At 71.8% G+C, this 17,869-nt stretch carries 16 protein-coding genes; 8 read left to right on the top strand and 8 right to left on the bottom strand.

The window, feature by feature from the left end:
• Window positions 1–46: 46 nt before the first annotated feature.
• The 3 genes from R2737_14530 (at window position 47) to R2737_14520 (ending at window position 4,986) form a co-directional block, all read left to right on the top strand.
• The gene (locus R2737_14530; GenBank protein ID MEZ5117473.1) at window positions 47–913 is read left to right on the top strand and encodes an ion channel; all 867 of its coding nucleotides are present in this window, start codon (window positions 47–49) and stop codon (window positions 911–913) included.
• A 120-nt stretch (window positions 914–1,033) separates the two neighbouring features.
• Window positions 1,034–3,490 carry an EAL domain-containing protein gene (locus tag R2737_14525; protein MEZ5117472.1) on the top strand — a complete coding sequence of 819 codons (2,457 nt, stop codon included), beginning with the start codon at window positions 1,034–1,036 and terminating at the stop codon, window positions 3,488–3,490.
• 44 nt (window positions 3,491–3,534) lie between these two features.
• Window positions 3,535–4,986 carry a mannitol dehydrogenase family protein gene (locus tag R2737_14520; protein ID MEZ5117471.1) on the top strand — a complete coding sequence of 484 codons (1,452 nt, stop codon included), beginning with the start codon at window positions 3,535–3,537 and terminating at the stop codon, window positions 4,984–4,986.
• Window positions 4,987–5,009: 23 nt separating this feature from the next.
• On the opposite strand, the gene R2737_14515 is transcribed toward R2737_14520, so the two are convergent.
• The 3 genes from R2737_14515 to R2737_14505 all read right to left on the bottom strand — a co-directional run bounded on the left by R2737_14515 (window position 5,010) and on the right by R2737_14505 (window position 7,278).
• Window positions 5,010–5,237, bottom strand: a complete 228-nt coding sequence (locus R2737_14515) for a hypothetical protein (GenBank protein MEZ5117470.1) — start codon at window positions 5,235–5,237, stop codon at window positions 5,010–5,012.
• On the bottom strand, window positions 5,209–5,697 hold the full coding sequence (locus R2737_14510) for a hypothetical protein (protein ID MEZ5117469.1): 489 nt from the start codon (window positions 5,695–5,697) through the stop codon (window positions 5,209–5,211). Before R2737_14510 ends, R2737_14515 begins: the two co-directional genes overlap by 29 nt.
• A gap of 192 nt (window positions 5,698–5,889) precedes the next feature.
• Window positions 5,890–7,278 carry an amidohydrolase family protein gene (locus R2737_14505; protein MEZ5117468.1) on the bottom strand — a complete coding sequence of 463 codons (1,389 nt, stop codon included), beginning with the start codon at window positions 7,276–7,278 and terminating at the stop codon, window positions 5,890–5,892.
• A gap of 120 nt (window positions 7,279–7,398) precedes the next feature.
• Here R2737_14505 and R2737_14500 point away from each other — a divergent pair, with 120 nt between their 5' ends.
• Together R2737_14500 and R2737_14495 are read left to right on the top strand one after the other, a co-directional pair.
• Entirely contained in the window at window positions 7,399–8,385 is a 987-nt protein-coding gene (locus R2737_14500; GenBank protein MEZ5117467.1) for an oxidoreductase, read from the top strand.
• Window positions 8,386–8,525: 140 nt separating this feature from the next.
• Window positions 8,526–9,980, top strand: coding sequence for a serine protease (locus tag R2737_14495; GenBank protein ID MEZ5117466.1), 1,455 nt, complete (start codon window positions 8,526–8,528; stop codon window positions 9,978–9,980).
• Window positions 9,981–10,237: 257 nt separating this feature from the next.
• Here the strand turns inward: R2737_14495 and R2737_14490 are convergent, their stop codons facing one another.
• Complete coding sequence (locus tag R2737_14490) at window positions 10,238–11,248, bottom strand: NAD(P)-dependent alcohol dehydrogenase (GenBank protein MEZ5117465.1); 1,011 nt, start codon at window positions 11,246–11,248, stop codon at window positions 10,238–10,240.
• A 191-nt stretch (window positions 11,249–11,439) separates the two neighbouring features.
• On the opposite strand from R2737_14490, the gene R2737_14485 reads away from it, so the two are divergent.
• On the top strand, window positions 11,440–12,354 hold the full coding sequence (locus R2737_14485) for an AraC family transcriptional regulator (GenBank protein MEZ5117464.1): 915 nt from the start codon (window positions 11,440–11,442) through the stop codon (window positions 12,352–12,354).
• Between the two features lie 129 nt (window positions 12,355–12,483).
• Here the strand turns inward: R2737_14485 and dnaB are convergent, their stop codons facing one another.
• Entirely contained in the window at window positions 12,484–14,490 is a 2,007-nt protein-coding gene (gene dnaB, locus R2737_14480) for a replicative DNA helicase (GenBank protein MEZ5117463.1), read from the bottom strand.
• 452 nt (window positions 14,491–14,942) lie between these two features.
• Between dnaB and R2737_14475 the strand changes: the two genes are divergently transcribed.
• Both R2737_14475 and R2737_14470 read left to right on the top strand, forming a co-directional pair.
• Window positions 14,943–15,524: a low molecular weight protein-tyrosine-phosphatase gene (locus R2737_14475; protein MEZ5117462.1), complete on the top strand. Its 582-nt coding sequence runs from the start codon at window positions 14,943–14,945 to the stop codon at window positions 15,522–15,524.
• Window positions 15,521–16,330, top strand: coding sequence for a fructosamine kinase family protein (locus tag R2737_14470; protein ID MEZ5117461.1), 810 nt, complete (start codon window positions 15,521–15,523; stop codon window positions 16,328–16,330). The genes R2737_14475 and R2737_14470 overlap by 4 nt, the downstream gene beginning before the upstream one ends.
• A gap of 205 nt (window positions 16,331–16,535) precedes the next feature.
• Here R2737_14470 and rplI read toward each other — a convergent pair whose 3' ends face one another.
• The 3 genes from rplI to R2737_14455 form a co-directional block, all read right to left on the bottom strand.
• Window positions 16,536–16,982: a 50S ribosomal protein L9 gene (rplI, locus tag R2737_14465; GenBank protein MEZ5117460.1), complete on the bottom strand. Its 447-nt coding sequence runs from the start codon at window positions 16,980–16,982 to the stop codon at window positions 16,536–16,538.
• Window positions 16,983–17,013: 31 nt separating this feature from the next.
• Window positions 17,014–17,253 (bottom strand): 30S ribosomal protein S18, encoded by a 240-nt coding sequence (gene rpsR, locus R2737_14460; protein MEZ5117459.1) that lies wholly within the window; start codon window positions 17,251–17,253, stop codon window positions 17,014–17,016.
• A 108-nt stretch (window positions 17,254–17,361) separates the two neighbouring features.
• On the bottom strand, window positions 17,362–17,859 hold the full coding sequence (locus R2737_14455; protein MEZ5117458.1) for a single-stranded DNA-binding protein: 498 nt from the start codon (window positions 17,857–17,859) through the stop codon (window positions 17,362–17,364).
• Window positions 17,860–17,869 lie beyond the last annotated feature (10 nt).

The following is a 17,869-nucleotide window of genomic DNA, read 5'->3' as shown; positions in this document are numbered from 1 at the left end:
GGCCGACTGACCGGCAACCGGCGGCGCTGCCGGGCAGAGTAGGACCGTGGCGAAGCAGGACGAGCCCGCGAGGGTCGCCGACGGGGCCACGCCGGCGACCGGGAAGCTGCCGGCCGACTCCGGGTCGGGTGCGCGCGGCATGCTGTTCCGGACCCCCCTCTTCGACGACCGGTCCCGCTACCTCGACCACTTCGGCTGGCTGCTCACGCTGACCGCGCTGACCGTCGCGTGCCTGAGCCTGCTCGACCCCGGTGCGCGCTTCGGCGACACTGCCGAAGAAGTGCTGGAGCTCGGTGCCGGGTACCTGGGCCTGATCACCCTGCTGCTGGCGTTCGCCGCCTCCGGCCTCGCCCACCGGCGACTGGTGATCCTCATGGTGATGATGGGTCTCTTCGCCGTCCTGCAGACGCTGCTCGTGCTGTCCGCCCTCGCAGTCGAACGTGCCTGGGCCGCGCCGCCTGTCGGCAACCTGCTGTTCAGCCTGGCCGCGTTCTCCGTGATCGTGCGGCGCCTGGCCCGGCACGTGCGCGTCACGAAGGCCACCCTGCTCGGCGCCGTCACCGCGTACCTGTTCATCCCGCTGACCTACTTCTACGCGTACCGCGTGCTCAACGCGGTACAGCCCGGGTCGATGTTCGGGCAGCACGAGTCGTCGCCGACCTTCATGTTCTTCAGCCTCACGACCGTCACCACCGTCGGGTACGGCGACCCCGAGCCGGTCGGGAACCTGGCGCGCCTGCTGGCAACGTCGGAGGCCCTGGTCGGCCAGTTGTTCCTGGTCACCGTCGTCGCGCTGATCGTCGGGCGGATGTCCGCCAGTCAGCACGAGCGAAGCCTCGCCGAGCAGGCCACGCGGGCACGGCGGGGCGAGGACGCCCGCGCCGACGACGCGGGGGACACACTCCAGACGTGAGCCGACGGGTCGTGACCGCGCCCCGATCGACCCGGATACCACCCGGTCGTCTCACGTCCGCACCAGGGCAGGTCGCGCGAACCACGAGACACCCCCACGGCGGCCGGGCAGGCTATCGCCGTGACTGACGTGGCGACGTCGGGCAGCGGGGGGTCTGACGCACTCGGGACCACGGCGACGGCCGCGGCCCTGCTGGCGCTGCCCGAGCCGGTGTTCGTGTTCCGTCCCCGGTACGACGCCGCGGGCGCCTTCGTGGACCTCACGTACGAGTACGTCAACGACGCCGGCCTCGCGCTGTACGGCATGGAGCGGGCCGACGTGGTCGGCCACGGCCAGTTGGAACTGTTCCCCTCGGCGGCCCCGCTGGGCATCGTGGACCAGTACCTGCGGGTGCTGCGCGAAGGGCGCCTGGTCGAGTTCGACGTGCCCTGGTTCGACGAGAACGGGGTGGAGGGCGCGTTCGCACTGACGGCGGTGCCGTTCCAGGGCTGCGTCCTGGTGAGCGCCCACGACGTCACCCGGCGGGTCCTGGCCGAGCGGGACCTGGCCGAGTCGCGGCGGGAGTACCGCCTGCTCGCCGAGGCGGCCACCGACATCCTGATGCGCTCGGACCTCGAGCCGCGCATCCTGTGGGTGTCCCCCTCGGTCCAGGAGGTGCTCGGCTGGCAGCCGACCGACCTGGTCGGGCAGCCCGTCGCCGCGCTCGTGCTCGAGGAGGACCGGGAGGCACTCCGCCCCACCGTGCAGCAGGTCAACGCCGGGGAGACGGCGACCTACCGGGCCCGCTTCCGGTGCGCCGACGGCGGCTGGCGCTGGCTGGAGATCCATACCGGCCCGGTGCGCGACGACGCCGGCGACGTCATCGGACGGCTGTCCGCCTGCCGCGACATCCACGAGGAGATGCAGGCGGTCCAGGCGCTGCGCGAGTCCGAGCACCGCTACCGCCTGCTGGCCGAGAACGCCTCCGACGTGGTCCAGGCCACGTCCGCCGACGGCGTCTACCGGTGGGTGTCCGAGTCGGTCACCGCGGTCCTGGGCTGGCGGCCGGAGGACCTGATCGGTCACCAGTCGATGGAGTTCATCCACCCCGACGACCTCCGCCGGGTCGTGGAGAACGCCGCCGCGGTCGGCCCGGACGGGGCGCACCGGGGTGAGATGCGCTACCGCAGGCCGGACGGGACCCACACCTGGGTCAGCTGGACCGCACGCCCGACCACCGACGTGGACGACGGTCGTCCCGGGTTCGTCGGCAGCCTGGTCGACATCACCGAGCGCAAGCACGCGGAGGAGCGGCTGGTCCACGCGGCCACCCACGACCCGCTCACCGGCCTGGGCAACCGGGCCCTGCTGACCTCCCGGGCCGACCATCCGCTCGCCGAGGCGGCGGTGGGCGGCCACCTGGTGGGGCTGCTCCTACTGGACGTCGACCACTTCAAGACCATCAACGACTCCCTCGGCCATGCCGTGGGCGATGCCCTGCTGGTCGAGGCGGCCCGTCGGGTGACGGCGGCGGTGCGGTCGGGTGACCTGGTCGCGCGCCACGGCGGGGACGAGATCGTCGTGCTGATGCCGCACGTCGCGGACGGCTCCGAGCCGGTCGCGCTGGCGGAGCGGCTGGTGACCCTGTTCCGCGAGCCGCTGCGCGTCTACGAGGTGGACCTGTACGCCACCGTCTCGGTCGGGGTGACCCTGCGCCCCGGTGCCGAGGGCGACGCCACCGGCGACGACCTGGTGCGCGAGGCCGACACGGCGATGTACGCGGCCAAGCGCGAGGGTCGGGACCGGGTGGCCGTCTTCACCGATGCGATGCGGGCTGAGGTGCAGGGCCGGCTCGAGCTGGACGCCGCCCTGCGTCGCGGCCTGGAGGCCGGGGAGTTCCACGCGTGGTACCAGCCCGAGCGCGACCTGCGCGACGGCAGTCTGCGGGCGGTCGAGGCCCTGGCCCGGTGGATCACCGCCGACGGCGTCGTGCACGAGGCCGGCGAGTTCATCGGGCTGGCCGAGGACACCGGCCTGATCCTGCCCATCGGCACCGAGATCCTGAACCAGGCGGTCCGGCAGGGCGCCCGGTGGCAGGCGGCGGGACGGCCGCTCCTCGTCCGGGTCAACCTGGCCCCGCTCCAGCTGGCCGAGCCGGACCTGCTGGACACCCTCGACCGTATCCTCGCGACCCACGCGCTCGACCCGTCGCTGCTGTGCCTGGAGATCACCGAGACCTCCGCGCTGGACAGTTCGACCACGGTGCGGGACAACCTCGACGGCATCCGGGACCGCGGCATCCCGATCGCGATCGACGACTTCGGCACCGGCTACGGGTCCCTCACCTACCTGATGGACTACCCGGTCAGCGTCCTGAAGATCGACCGCAGCTTCGTCGCCCGCGTGACCACCAGCGACCGTGACCGCAAGCTGGTGTCGGCCGTCCTCGCACTGGCGGCCGAACTCGAGATCGCGGTGACCGCGGAGGGCGTCGAGCAGCCGGAGCAGACCGCCGCCCTGCTGTCCATGGGCTGCATCCACGCCCAGGGCTACCTGTTCGGGCGGGCCGTGCCCGGCGAGGACATCCCGCCGGCCTGACCGGACGCGGGGCCAGCTGGCCGGATCCGGCGTACGGTCCCGGGATGGCCTCCGCAGCGACGCCGCTGTCCGCCGCCCGGCTGCGCGACCTCGACCCGCGGATCTCGGTCCCCACGTACGATCGCGCCCTGCTGGCACCGCGGATCGTGCACATCGGCGTCGGCGGCTTCCACCGGTCCCACCAGGCCGCGTACCTGGACGAGCTGCTGGAGCGAGGACTCACCGATTGGGCCATCGCCGGGGCGGGCGTCCTGCCCGGCGACTCGGCGATGGCCGACGCGCTGCGCGCGCAGGACCACCTGTACTGCCTGGTCACCCGGGACCGCCGCGACACCCGCGTGCGCGTCGTCGGCTCGATCGTGGGCTACGTGCTGGCGGTCCCGTCGCCTGATCCGCTCGCGTCGGCCGTCGCGGACCCGCGGACGCGCATCGTGTCCCTCACCGTGACCGAGGGCGGCTACCCGGTCACCGCGTCGGGGGAGTATGCCGTAGCTCCGGGAGCGCCCGCACCGCCGGCGTTCGCCGCCGTCGCCGAGGGCCTGCAGCGCCGTCGTGACCGCGGCCAGCCGGGCATTGCGGTCCTCAGCTGCGACAACGTCGTGCACAACGGCGCGTTCGCACGGGCCGCCGTGCTCGGCGCGGCCGCCGACCTCGACCCGCAGCTGCCCGCGTGGGTGGCCGACCACGTCACCTTCCCCGCGTCGATGGTCGACCGGATCACACCGGCGACCACGGACGAGGACCGTGCCTGGCTGGCCCGCGAGTACGGCGTGGCGGACCGCTGGCCGGTCGTTGCGGAGACCTTCACCCAGTGGGTGATCGAGGACGACTTCCCGCAGGGGCGCCCGCCGTGGCAGGACGTCGGCGTGCTGATGACCGACGACGTGGCGCCGTACGAGCAGCTGAAGCTGCGCATCCTGAACGCGGGCCACTCCTGCCTGGCGTACCTCGCCGCGCTGGACGGGATGACGTACGTCCACGAGGCCGCGACGGACGCCGCCCTCGCGGCCTACCTGCGCCGGTTCTTCTCCGAGGAGGCGGTTCCCGCGCTCCCGCCCGTCGCCGGCGTCGACGTGGCCGAGTACGCGGACCGGGTGGTGGCGAGGTTCTCCGACCCGCAGATCCGCGACACCCTGGCCCGGGTGTGCGGCGACGGCAGCGCGAAGCTGCCGAAGTTCCTCATCCCCACTGTCGAGGCCCAGCTCGACCGGGGCGGCCCGGTCCGGCAGTCCGCGCTGGCCCTGGCGGCCTGGTGCCAGTACCTGCTCGGGACCCGCGACGACGGTCGGCCGCTCGAGGTGTCGGACGACCCGCTGCTGCACACCGCGATGCGGCTGGCGGCCGAGTCGCTGCGGGACCCGCGCGCGTTCCTCGCCTTCGACGCGGTCTTCGGCCCACGGTTGCCGCGGGATCCCGAGTTCGTCGCCGCGTTCAGCGACGCCCTGACGTCACTGCGGTCGAACGGCGTGCGCGAGACGCTGGCCCGCACCGCCTGACCATCCCGCCGACGCCCCGCGTCCTACAGGGACTGGAGGGCGGCCTTGTGATAGCGCGTCGCCATCCGGTTGATGAGGACCTCGACGGTGGACGTGGCCGACATGGGCGCGGACGTGGACGGGGCCTTCGCCGACCCGGGCAGGTCGTGGACGAACCCGACGGCCAGGATCGCCCGACCGACCACGCGGAAGGCCTGGTAGCCCCAGTACGGCTGCTGCTCGTCACCGGTCCCGATCGCGGACGTGAACACGGCGACACCAGAGCCCCCGTACAGGGACGGCAGCGCCACCGGGGCCTGCTCGTAGTTGTACGTGGTCTGCCCGGAGAACGTGGACCCGGTGTACGACCCGGTCCGGCAGTGCGTACAGGTCGGCGCGGAGCTTCGCGAACGCCGCGGCCGCCTTCGCCTCGGAGGAGTACTGGAACATCTCCGAGTCCAGGGTGTTCCGCTTCCCAGCGCTGAAGATGCTCGTGCCCTGGATCTTCGGCGGGACGTACGAGGCGCCGTCACACAGGCTGACGCGGGTGATGCGCCCGGTGGACGCGTCGTTGGCCTGCGGGGCCTGCACGACGTCGACCTTGCCGAACCAGGTCGGGATCTCGGCCTGGTGCACGACGACGCGGGCCCTCCCCTGGCCGTTGAGCGCGACGTAGAACGGGTTCTCCGCCGTCCGCCGCAGTGGCGGCCGGAGCGAGCATGCCGAGGGCAAGGGCGGCCGCGGTGGCCGCGAGAGCGAGCGTGCGGGTCGCGTGCATGGGAGGCTCCTGTTCCCGAGGTGGTTCAGCCCTCGCAGCGTGTCACCCGATGCACCGTCGTTGCCCGTCGAGCAGCCCGGGTCCGCTGACCCGCCGGTCAGGACCTGCCTGAGGTCTCCAGCTTCCGTCGCGCACGTACGTCCCCGTCAGGGCCTTCTCCCGGGCGAGCATGATGACGGCGAACAGCGCGTCCTGCGCCGGACCGGGTCCGTGGACAGGTGCATGTGCCGCAGCGTGCGTCCGTACATCTCCCAGGCGTCGAGGTCGAGCACCACGAAGTCGGCCTCCTTGCCGACGTCGAAGTTGCCCACCCGGTCCTCGAGGTCGAGCGCCCGCGCCCCCGCCAGCGTTCCGGTGAACAGCAGCTGCGCCGGCGGGATCGACAGCGACTCGTCCTCGGCGGGATACGGGTCCAGCCCCACCGGCTGCCGCTCGGAGATGTGCACCTTGAACGCGTTGTTGAGGACCATCGGGATGAACATCTCGTCACCGGCGGCGTAGTCGCTGCCGATGGCCACCGTGACACCGGAGGCCACGGTGCGCCGCCACGGCATCGTGCCGGATCCCAGGAAGAGTTGGGAGATCGGGCAGTGCGCGATCGACGTCCCCGTCTCGGCCATCCTGGCCAGCTCCACGTCGTGGGTGTGCACGCTGTGCGCCATCACGCTGCGCCGGCCCAGCAGTGTCTTGCCCCCCACCCGCGAGCCGGGCAGGAACCTCCCGTCGTACGTGTCGAGGTAGTGGTCCACGCCGAAGAGCCGCTTCACCGTGTCGATCTCGCCGGTGCCCGGCCGCGAGTTCTCGTTCAGGTGCGAGGTGAAGTACACGCCGCGGGAACGGTACTCGTCGTACAGCTCGCCCAGCGCCGCGAGCGTCGTCGTGGTGACGGACAGACTGAAACGCGGGACGACAGCGACGAATTGCAGCGCGTGCCGACGCTCCTCCTCGCCCTTCGGGTGCCACTTCTCGATCTCCGCGCGGGTCAGCTCGATGGCCTCGTCCTCGCCGGTGATCAGCTTGGCCGCCGAGTCGGGTCCGGTCGTCTGGATGCCGCGCCCGGACACCAGCCGGAGGCCGCGGTCCCTCGCCGCCTGGAAGAGGGAGTCCTGCGCGTGCGGGAACGCCGAGCCGAACACCATCCCCATCGTCGTGCCGGCGGTGATCATGCGGTCGCACCACTCGGTCGCGGCCAGCTGGGCGAACTCCGGGTCCGCCAGCATCGTCTCCGTCGGGAAGATGCAGTTGTCCAGCCACTCCAGCAGCTGGCCGCCGCCGTACGCATCACCGGCCCACAGCTGCGGGAAGTGCATGTGGGTGTCGATGAACCCCGGCAGCAGGAACGCGTCGTGGTGGTCGACGACCGTCGCGTCGGCATGCTCCGCGGGGAGGTCCGGCCACGAGCCGCACCAGCGGATGATCCCGTCGTCGTCGACGACGAGGGCGCCGTCGTCGTACTGCTCGAGGTGCTCCGCGGCCGCGGTGACCAGCGGCGAGCCGGCGATGTGGAAGATGTGACCGCGGTGGACGGTGGTCATGGTCGCTCCCCCCGCTCGACTGCGGTGCCTGCCAGCATCCCAGCCGCGAGCCCCCGATGTGAGCCCGGTCGGCTGGGTTGCGCTGATGCGGGCGAAGGGTCCCGACCGTAGGTTCGGGTCATGACGCCGACCACCGAGGACATGATCGCCCGCCAGCAGCCCCTGGCCACCGAGTTCGGGTACCGCACGACCGCCGCTGAGGTCCTGGCCGGGCACGACCTGACCGGGCGGACCGCCGTCGTTACCGGCGGGTACTCAGGGCTCGGCCTGGAGACGGTGAAGGCCCTCATCGGAGCCGGAGCCGACGTGATCGTCCCCGCGCGCCGTCCGGACGCTGCGGCGACGGCGCTCGCCGGCCTCCCGCGGGTCACCGTCCGGGCCATGGACCTCGGCGACCTGGAGTCGGTGGCCGCATTCACCGCCGGGATGCGCTCGGACGGCACTCCGGTCGACCTGGTGATCAACGTGGCCGGTGTCATGGCGTCGCCGTACTCCCTCACCCCGCAGGGCTGGGAGTCCCAGTTCGGGACCAACCACCTCGGCCACTTCGCGCTGGTCGGCGGCATATCTGACCTGGTCCGCGAGGGGGGTCGGGTGGTGTCCTACTCGTCGATGGCGCACTACCGGTCCCCGGTGCGCTTCGAGGACATCAACTTCGAGAGCACCCCGTACGACCCGTGGGTCGCCTACGGACAGGCCAAGACGGCCAACGTGCTGTTCGCCGTCGCGCTGGACGCCCGGGCCGCTCAGCGCGGGATCCACGCCTACTCCCTGCACCCCGGCGGCATCATCACCGAGCTCCAGCGCCACATGCCCCGCGAGGAGCTCCTGGCCCGGCAGTGGATCGACGAGGACGGCAACCCCAACCCGCTGTTCAAGACGCCGGAGCAGGGTGCGTCCACCGGAGTGTGGGCCGCCACGGCTCCCGAGCTGCTCGACCGCGGCGGGGTCTACTGCGAGGACTGCTCGGTCAAGGGCGTCGTGCCCGCCGACCACACCGACCCGATGACCGGCGGCGTCAAGGAGTGGGCCATCGACGTCGACGCGGCCGAGCGCCTGTTCGACCTCTCGGTGCGTGCTACCGGACTGCACCCGTTCGCCGGCTGAGCCTCCTGCACTCCTCGGCGGGAGAACCACGCGAGGTCGTTGCCCAACCACGCGGGATTCGCGATACGCGCCCGCCGTGGTGACATCCGTGGTTGCCTCGCTGTCAGCACGCTCGGGTACGACCAGGAGGGACGCTGCCCATGCGCGGTTCGACGCGACTGCTCACACCCCTCGTCGCCGCGGCGCTCGTCTCCTCCGTCGGCCTGGCTGCCCCCGTGTCGGCGCAGCCCGACCCGCAGGACCGGGTCATCAACGGACGGGCCCCGACCGCGGGGGAGTTCGGCTCACTGGTGGCACTCGCGACCAAGGCCGGCGGTCTCGCGAACGGGCAGTTCTGCGGCGGCACGCTGGTCAGCAGCACGGTGGTCGTCACCGCGGCGCACTGCCTGGTGGACAAGGGCGTGGTGACAGCCGCATCCACCCTCATCGTCGGATCGACCGTGGCCCTCGACTCTCCCGGCGCCCGCGTGGTCAACGTCGCGAAGGTGACCGTCAACCCCGGCTACAACGAGACCACCACCGCCAACGACGTCGCCGTCCTCACCCTGGCCAGCCCGCTCAACGGCATCCCGACGGTCCCGGTCGTGTCGGCGACCGAGGCACCGGTGCGGCTGGCGGCCGGCGCGCCGGCCGCGTCGGCCGGATGGGGCAACACCTCCACCACGGGCGAGAACTACCCGAACTCGTTCCTGGTGGCGGACCTTGTCGTCTTCCCCAACGCCTCGTGCGGCGGGGGCGCGCCGTACACCGTCGCGGGCGTCACTTTCAACGGGCTCGGGCCGCAGGACGCCGACCCGACGATCATGGTGTGCGCCGACGGCGTGAACGCCGCGGGGCAGGTCATCGACACCTGCCAGGGGGACTCGGGCGGCCCGCTGCTCAGCGGGGCCGGTGCCGATGCCCGGCTGGTCGGCGTCGTCAGCTTCGGGGTGGCATGCGCCGGGGACACCCCCGGCGTCTACACCCGGCTGTCCGCGTACCTGAACTGGCTCAGCGGCCTGGGGGTGCCGATCGGCGGCGGGACCACCCCACCGCCGACGGGCGAGGCGACCGTGGTGATCACCTCGCCCGCCGACGGGTCGGCCATCTCCAGCGGCGGCCTCTTCGGCGTCTCCGCCACCACGACGGGGGTCGCCGCGGGCACCCCCGCGTTCCTGACCCTCAACGGCAGCGCCAAGGCCAGCACGACGGTCCAGGCCAACGGCAACGTCCGCTTCGACAACACCGCCGTCGGCGGCGGGAGCTGGATCCCGGCCGAGGCCGGTGACTACGCAGTGCGGATCTGCGGGTCGACGTGCGGCCCCGTCCAGGCCACCAGCGAGACGGTCTCGCTGGACATCGTCCCGTTCCAGATCGTCGGCGACCCGGCGTTCACGGCGGGGCTGCGCTTCACCGTGGCCACCGGCAACTGGGCCCCCGGGACGCGGATCTACGTCACGCGCAACGGGGTCGCGGCCGGCAGCGGACGGGTCGTACGGACCGGGGAGCGCATCGTCATCCAGACCCAGGACCGCGCTGGGACGTACCAGGTCCGGGTCAGCTCCCACCAGGGCTACGTGTACGGCAACCAAGCGGGGGTCGTCACGCTGAACTGACCAGCGCGCGTTCGGTCACCCGAACGCGACTGCGCCGGACCTACGCCCCGCTCGGACCATCTGTGGTGCCGGTTGCGCGAGCCAGAGCTCACGCAACCGGCACCACAACGCGCACGCCGATGATGGAGGCCTGGCGTAGCTGAGCCGTCCGGGGCAGCGAGGCGGGGACTTCGTCCCACTTCCTGCCGATTCCGGCGCTCGCTGCGAACGCGCCCCTGACGGACAGGCGCGCAGGGCCGCTACGTCCACGTCTCGTCTCAGTGCTCCAGAACGACACGGAATCGCGCATTCCCGGAACGGAGATGGTCGATCGCCTCGTTGACCTGGTCGAAGCCGAACGTCTCGCAGACAGGGGCGATGTCGTGTCGTGCGGCGAAGTCGAGCATGGTGAGCGCGGTGGTCGGGCTACCCGAAGGTGAGCTCGAGACGGATCGGTTCGCCATCATCAACTGGGTGTTGACGATGTCGAGCGGTTGGGGAACTGCCCCGAGCACGTGCAAGCGTCCCCGCCGCGTGACGGTGTCGAGATAGGCGGACCAGTCGAGCGCGACGTTCACCGTCGACAGGAGGAGATCGAACGAGTCTGCGGCGGAGGCGATCGCGGCGCCGTCGCGGGAGTCGAGCACACGGTGGGCACCCAGCTGCCTCGCCAGTTCCGCCTTGGACGCGCTGGAGGTGAAGGCGGTGACCTCGCATCCCCAGGCCTTGGCCAGCTTGACCGCCATGTGACCCAGACCGCCGAGCCCGATCACCCCGACACGGTCGGTCGGCAGGACCGAGTACGTCAGGAATGGCGCGAAGACCGTGACCCCTCCGCACATGAGCGGGCCGGCGGTCCGGCGATCGACACCGTCGGGGATGGGGAGCACGGCAGCAGCATCGGCGCGCACGATGTCCGCATAGCCGCCGGGACGCCCGATGAAGGTGCTTTGGGCATCGGGACACAGGTTCTGCTCGCCGGCCACGCACTGGCGGCAGACCCCGCAGTAGGCGGCGTTCCACCCGAGCCCCACGACATCGCCGACAGCGACGTGCGTGACGCCGGGCCCGGTGGCCCGGATCCGGCCGACGATCTCGTGGCCAGGGGTGATCGGGTACGGAGTGAAGCCCCACTCGTTGTCGATCATGCTGACGTCGCTGTAGCAGATCCCGCACGAGTCGATGTCGATGTCGACTTCGCCGTACGAGAGATCCGGCAGCTCGAACTGATAGGGCTCGAGTCGTCCGCCCGGCTCCATCGCTCGGTAGGCGTTCACAGTGGTGGGCATGGGTACTCCTGCGGCTGATCCATCGGGGTCGTCTCACGATGGCCCAGCTGCGCCCACCGAGGCATGCCCAAACGTCTCGCAACCTTGCCCAATACTCCGCGAGCGGGGTGGACGCAGCGCGAGTCATTGCGCTATGAGGGGCTGGGCCTCAGGATGAACCTGCTCAATCCTGCGAGCGAGGACCAACCATCGTGGACCCTGCATCAGACGTCACCGCGCCGCTGATGGCCCTGTCAGGCCAGGCCCTGACGACGCTGGGTGCAGTTAGTGCCGACCCCCAGATGGTGCGCCCCCACGACGGGTTGCTCATCCTGGCGCATCGGCAGCCCTCCCATCATCTGGCACAGGTCTACGACCCCGTGGTGTGCCTCGTTCTGCAGGGAGCCAAGGACACGAGCACAAGCGACAGCAGTCGGACCATCGAGGCCGGTCAGTTCCTGATCGTGACCCACGACATGCCGGTCGTCTCCCGCATCACCCGGGCTTCACCACGCGAGCCGTATCTCGCGCTCATCGCCTCTCTCGACCACGGGGTGCTCGCCGACCTCCGGGAACACGTACCAGCGACCTCCGTCACCGAGGTCGGCGATCACTCCGCCCTGCGCGTGGGCAATGCCGATGGCGAACTCATCGATGCGTTCGCCCGCTACATCCGCGCACTCCGGACCCCCAGGGACGCCGAGGTACTCGCTCCCCTGGCGATTCGGGAGATCCACTACCGCCTCCTCGCCTCACCACAGGGTCAGACCCTCCGCAGTCTTGCTCGTGGGGACGGGCCAGCAGAACCGGTCTTCAGGGCGATCAGACTCATCCGACAGGACCTGGCGGCACAGCTGACCGTGAAGGCGATCGCCAGCCACGTCGGGCTCAGCACCTCAGCGCTCCACCATCACTTCAAGGCGGTCACCGGGACCACTCCCGTCCAGTTCCAGAAGCAGCTGCGACTACTCGAGGCCCGTCGGCTCATCCAGTCCGACACGCGCTCCATCACCGACGCCGCCCACACCGTCGGCTACATGAGCCCGACGCAGTTCAGCCGCGAGTACCGCCGCGCGTTCGGCTACCCGCCGTCGAGAGACAGGATCACCACGACTGCTACTGCATGACGCGGCGACGCGCCACCGCGTGAGTCGTTGGTGTAGCCGTGGCCCGGGCGACGGCCATGCGCTGTCGGTGGCAGCAATGACGGCGGCAAGCGAGCAACGCGGCTTCGCTCCTACTACTCACTACTACCTCTACATCTGCGCCATGTCGACGAAGCGGGAGTAATGGCCCTGGAAGGCCACGGTCACGGTCGCGGTGGGGCCGTTGCGGTGCTTGGCGACGATGAAGTCGGCCTCGCCTGCACGCGGTGACTCCCGCTCGTACGCGTCCTCCCGGTTGAGCAGGATGACCACGTCGGCATCCTGTTCGATAGATCCACTTTCGCGCAGGTCGGACAGCATCGGCTTCTTGTCCTGGCGCTGCTCGGGACCGCGGTTGAGCTGGCTGATCGCGATGACCGGGACCTCGAGCTCCTTGGCCAGCAGCTTCAGCGACCGGGAGAACTCGGCGACCTCCTGCTGCCGGGACTCCACCCGCTTGCCGGACGTCATCAGCTGCAGGTAGTCGACCACCACCAGGCGCAGGTCGTGCCGCTGCTTGAGCCGCCGGCACTTGGCCCGGATCTCCATCATCGTCATGTTCGGCGAGTCGTCGATGAACAGCGGGGCGTCGCTGACCGCGCCCATCTTCGCGGCCAGCTTCTGCCAGTCGCTGTCGCCCATGGAACCGCTGCGCATGTGGTGCAGGGCGACCTGAGCCTCCGCGGACAGCAGCCGCATGACGATCTCGTTGCGGCTCATCTCCAGGGAGAAGATGACGCTGGTCAGGCCGTGCTTGATGGACGCGGCGCGGGTGAAGTCCAGTCCCAGCGTGGAGTTGTGCACCACGACGTCGTCGGCGACGAAGTTGTGGGTGCCGTCGACGGTCAGGTCGTAGACGCGGTCGTGGCCGTCGGGTCGTACGGAGACCACGCGGTCCCACACCACGTCGGCGTCGTGCAGCAGTCGCAGGTCGTCGTCGTCGAACGCCTCGGCGAGGTCCCCGACGATCTTCCGCGGAAGATCGTCTCCGCGGACCGCGGACCAGTCCACGTCCCCCGGCAGCCCGGCGATCGCCGCGACCTCGGCCCAGCTGCGCTCCCCGCGCGCCTTGTCGACGTACTCCCAGGCGGCCGCGGGCAGCGTGTCGGGCACGGCGGCGTAGCTCCAGCCCTCGCGCGGGGTGGACGGCCGCGGCACCGCGACCCGGTCGCCGGGACGCAACTCCTCCAGCGGCACCCAGCCCGCCAGCGTGCGCAACGGGTGGTGGCCGGTCGCGCGTACCCGGCGCCCGGACTGCAGCTGCAGCCGGAACACCCGGCGGATCCCGTTGTCCAGGAAGTCGCTCGGCTCGACCGCGCGCAGCCGCCAGTGCTCGTCGAGGGTATGGATGACCCGGGTCTCGCCCCGCTGCCCGCAGGCCACGAAGTCCGCGATCGTCATCCGGTCGCCGGTGCGCGCGTCGACCACCATGGACGAGGCCGCGAGGCACTTTCCGATCGCGGGACGGGCGGCCACGACGACGAGCTGGCCGGGGTGCAGGCCGTTGGTGAGGGAGTCCAGGTCGGCGAACCCGGTCGGGACGCCCACCATCTGGCCGCCGCGGTTGGAGATCGCCTCGATCTCGTTCAGCGCGCCGTCCATGATGTCGCGCAGCGGCAGGTAGTCCTCGCTGGTGCGCTTGTCGGTGACGTCGTAGACCTCGGCCTGGGCCCGGTCGACGACCTGGTCGACGTCACCCTCGGCCGTGTAGCCGAGCTGCACGATGCGGGTGCCGGCCTCCACCAGCCGGCGCATGACCGCCCGCTCCTGCACGATCCGGGCGTAGTAGCCGGCGTTGGCCGCGGTGGGCACCATCGAGACCAGCGTGTGCAGGTACGGCGCCCCGCCGATCCGGCCGAGGTCGCCGGTCCGGGTGAGCTCGGCGGCCACGGTGACCGCGTCCGCCGGCTCGCCGCGGCCGTACAGGTCGAGGATCGCGGCGTAGACGCTGGCGTGCGCGGGGCGGTAGAAGTCGGCCTCGCGCAGGGTCTCCACGACGTCGGCGATGGCGTCCTTGCTCAGCAGCATCGCCCCGAGCACCGACTGCTCGGCGGCGATGTCCTGCGGCGGGGTTCGGTCCGGACCCGGTCCCCCGGAGGGGACCGGCAGCTCGGCCACGCTCACGCGGGACACCTCCTGGGCTCGCCGGGCGCGTCGCGCGCCCTCCCGACACCCAGGTCTACCGGGGGGGTCTGACAGCCCGTCCGGGCCGTCGCCGGGCGCTCCGGCCGCGGGGAGCGGACGGGGCGGTGGGGGGCCGGCGAGAGTGCACGGGCGGGCGGGTCGACCGGCGTCGGGGGGCGCGCGGCGGGTACCTCGCGGTACCGCCGGCGAGGCTAGGGACGGCGGTCCGACGGTGTCGACACCCCCTGGGGACAGACCTGTGGACAACCTGGGGGCGACGCGCCACACGGCCGTCGACGACGCTGGGGACAAGTTGTGGATTCTGTGGATGATCGAGTCGGCACACCCCTGTTGACCTGCGGAAACGCCGTCCACGCGGTGTGGGGGAAAACTTGTCCGGCATGCGTCGGTCCGGTAACACCGGTGTGTCGGGGTAGCGTCGGGCCGTGCCCGCACCGACGCCGCCCGCCCCGTCGCGCTACCGGATCTGCGTGGTCTGCATGGGCAACATCTGCCGCTCCCCGATGGGGGAGGCGGTCCTGCGCGCACGGCTGGACGAGGCCGGGCTGTCCCACGCGGTCGAGGTCGACTCCGCCGGTACCGGCGGGTGGCACGTGGGGGACGACGCTGACCCCCGGGCCCGGCGCACGCTGGCCCGGCACGGCTACCCGCTGGACCACACCGCCCGGCAGTTCGACGCCGCCTGGTTCGACGACCGCGACCTCGTGGTCGCGATGGACGCGGACAACCACCGCCGGCTGGTGCGACTGGCGCCCGACGACGGGGCCCGGGACCGGGTCCGAATGATGCGGTCCTTCGACCCGGCGCTGGCGCACCTGACCCCCGGCCAGCCCGAGCTGGACGTGCCGGACCCGTACTACGGCGGGGACTCCGGCTTCGACGACGTCCTGGCCATGCTGGAGGCGGCCGCGGACGGGGTCGTCGCGCACGTGCGGTCGGTGCTCGGCGACGGGGTGGCGCGCGTCCCGGCGGTCGGCGACCCGCTGCTCGACGACCCGGTGCCGTGACGGGAGACCCGGGCGCCTTCGGCAAGACCCGGCCCGGGGCGGACCCGTCGTACTTCGCCGCCGAGGCCGCCGGCCTGCGCTGGCTGGCCGCGGTCCCCGGCGGGCCACCCGTGCCGAGGGTGCGGGAGGTGTCCGCGACCCGTCTCGTCCTGGACCGGGTGCCCGCGGGCGCCGCGAGCCGGGGGGCCGCGGACTCGTTCGGCCGCGCGCTGCACCGGCTGCATGCCTGCGGCGCTCCCGCGTACGGGTCCCCGCCGCCGGGCGCCGACCGCGGCTGGATCGCCGACCTGCCGCTGCCGTACGGGGAGTGGGCCTCGTTCGGACCGTTCTACGCGCGGGCCCGGGTGCTGCCGTACGCCCGCTCGGCAGCCGACCGGGGCGCGCTCGACGCCGCCGGGCTCGCGGCCGTGGAGGCGGTGTGGGCGCGGCTGGAGGCCGACGACGCGGACCTGTGCGGGCCGCCGGAGCCGCCGGCGCGGCTGCACGGCGACCTGTGGAGCGGCAACGTGCTGTGGGCTCCGACCCCGGACGGGACACCCGGCGCCTGGCTGATCGACCCGGCCGCGCACGGCGGGCACCGCGAGACCGACCTGGCGATGCTGGCGCTGTTCGGGCTGCCGCACCTCGACACCGTGCTCAAGGCGTACGAGGCCGCCGCCGCCGGCGACGGCCGCCCCCTAGCGCCCGACTGGCGGGAGCGGGTCGCGCTGCACCAGCTGCACCCGCTGCTCGTGCACGCCGCGCTGTTCGGGCCGTCGTACGGATCACAGGCCGCCGCGGTCGCCCGCCGCCTGCTGGCCGGGTAACAGCCCAGCCCGCGCGCCCGCGCCCCGGGACGACCCCGACCCCTCGTCGAATGCTCGCCGGTGGGGGTTTCGGGACGGTCCTGAAACCCCCACGCGCGAGCACTCGACGGGGAAGTGCGGGAGGTGGGGGCGGTGACACGCGCGACGGCCCCGCGCCGGACGCGGGGGTCCGGGCGGGGCCGTCGAGTGGTGCGGGCGTACGGCGTCAGGCGCCGACGACGTCCAGCGAGATCGTGGCCGCGACGTCGGCGTGGATGCGCAGCGTCGCGCTGTGCGCCCCCACCGTCTTGATCGGCGTGGAGATCTCGATCTTGCGCTTGTCGATGTCCGGGCCGCCGGCCTTCTTGACCGCGTCGACGACGTCGGACGCCGTCACCGAGCCGAACAGCCGGCCGGTGTCTCCGGCGCGGACCGCGAGGGTCACCTTCAGCGCCTCGATCTGCGCCTTAATGTCCTGCGCGTGCCCGAGGTCGCGGACCTCGCGGACCGACCGGGCCCGCTTGATCGTCGCGATCTGCTTCTCCGCGCCCTTGGTCCAGGCCGTGGCGAAGCCGCGGGGCAGCAGGTAGTTGCGGCCGTAGCCGTCCTTGACCTCGACCACGTCGCCGGGGGCGCCGAGGCCGGCAACCTCCTGGGTCAGGATGAGCTTCATCGGGTGTCGCCTCCTTGGTGTGTCGGGCCCGTCAGCGGGCGGTCGAGGTGTAGGGCAGCAGCGCCATCTCGCGGGCGTTCTTCACCGCGGTGGCGATCTCGCGCTGGTGCTGGGTGCAGTTGCCCGTCACCCGGCGAGCGCGGATCTTCCCGCGATCGGAGATGTACTTGCGCAGCAGCGCGGTGTCCTTGTAGTCCACGACCTCGGCGTTCTTCTCCTTGCAGAAGACGCAGACCTTCTTCTTGGGCTTGCGGATGGGGGGCTTGGCCATCGTGGTGCTCCGTCTCACGGATGCCCGGCGGGGGCCGGGATGGTCAGGGGATTCGTTCAGGGGGTTTCGTTCAGGGGGTGTGCTGCACGGGTGGGCGCGGGGCCCGGATCAGAACGGGGGCTCGTCGGTCGCGCCGCCGGAGCCGCCCCACGACCCCGAGCCGCCACCGGCCCACGGGTCGTCGGAGGATCCGCCGGAACCACCGGAGTCACCGCCGCCGAAGCCGCCGCCGCCGCCGCGCTGGGCCTTGGTGACCTTGGCGGTGGCGTAGCGCAGCGCCGGGCCGACGTCGTCGACCTCGAGCTCCATCACGGTGCGCTTCTCGCCCTCGCGGGTCTCGTACGACCGCTGCTTGAGCCGGCCGGACACGATGACCCGGGTGCCCTTGGTGAGGGACTCGGCCACGTTCTCCGCGTACTGCCGCCAGACGCTGCAGCGCATGAAGACCGGGTCGGAGTCCTTCCACTCGTTGGACTGCTTGTCCAGGTAGCGGGAGCTGGACGCGACGGTGAACGACGCCACCGCGGCACCACTGGGGGTGAACCGCAGCTCGGGGTCGTTCGTCAGGTTGCCGACGATCGTGACGATGATGTCGCCCTGGGCCATCGCGACCCGC

It is taken from the genome of Candidatus Nanopelagicales bacterium (assembly GCA_041393815.1).
Lineage (GTDB): Bacteria > Actinomycetota > Actinomycetes > S36-B12 > JAWKJK01 > JAWKJK01.
This window is presented reverse-complemented; position numbering and strand designations above follow the sequence as displayed.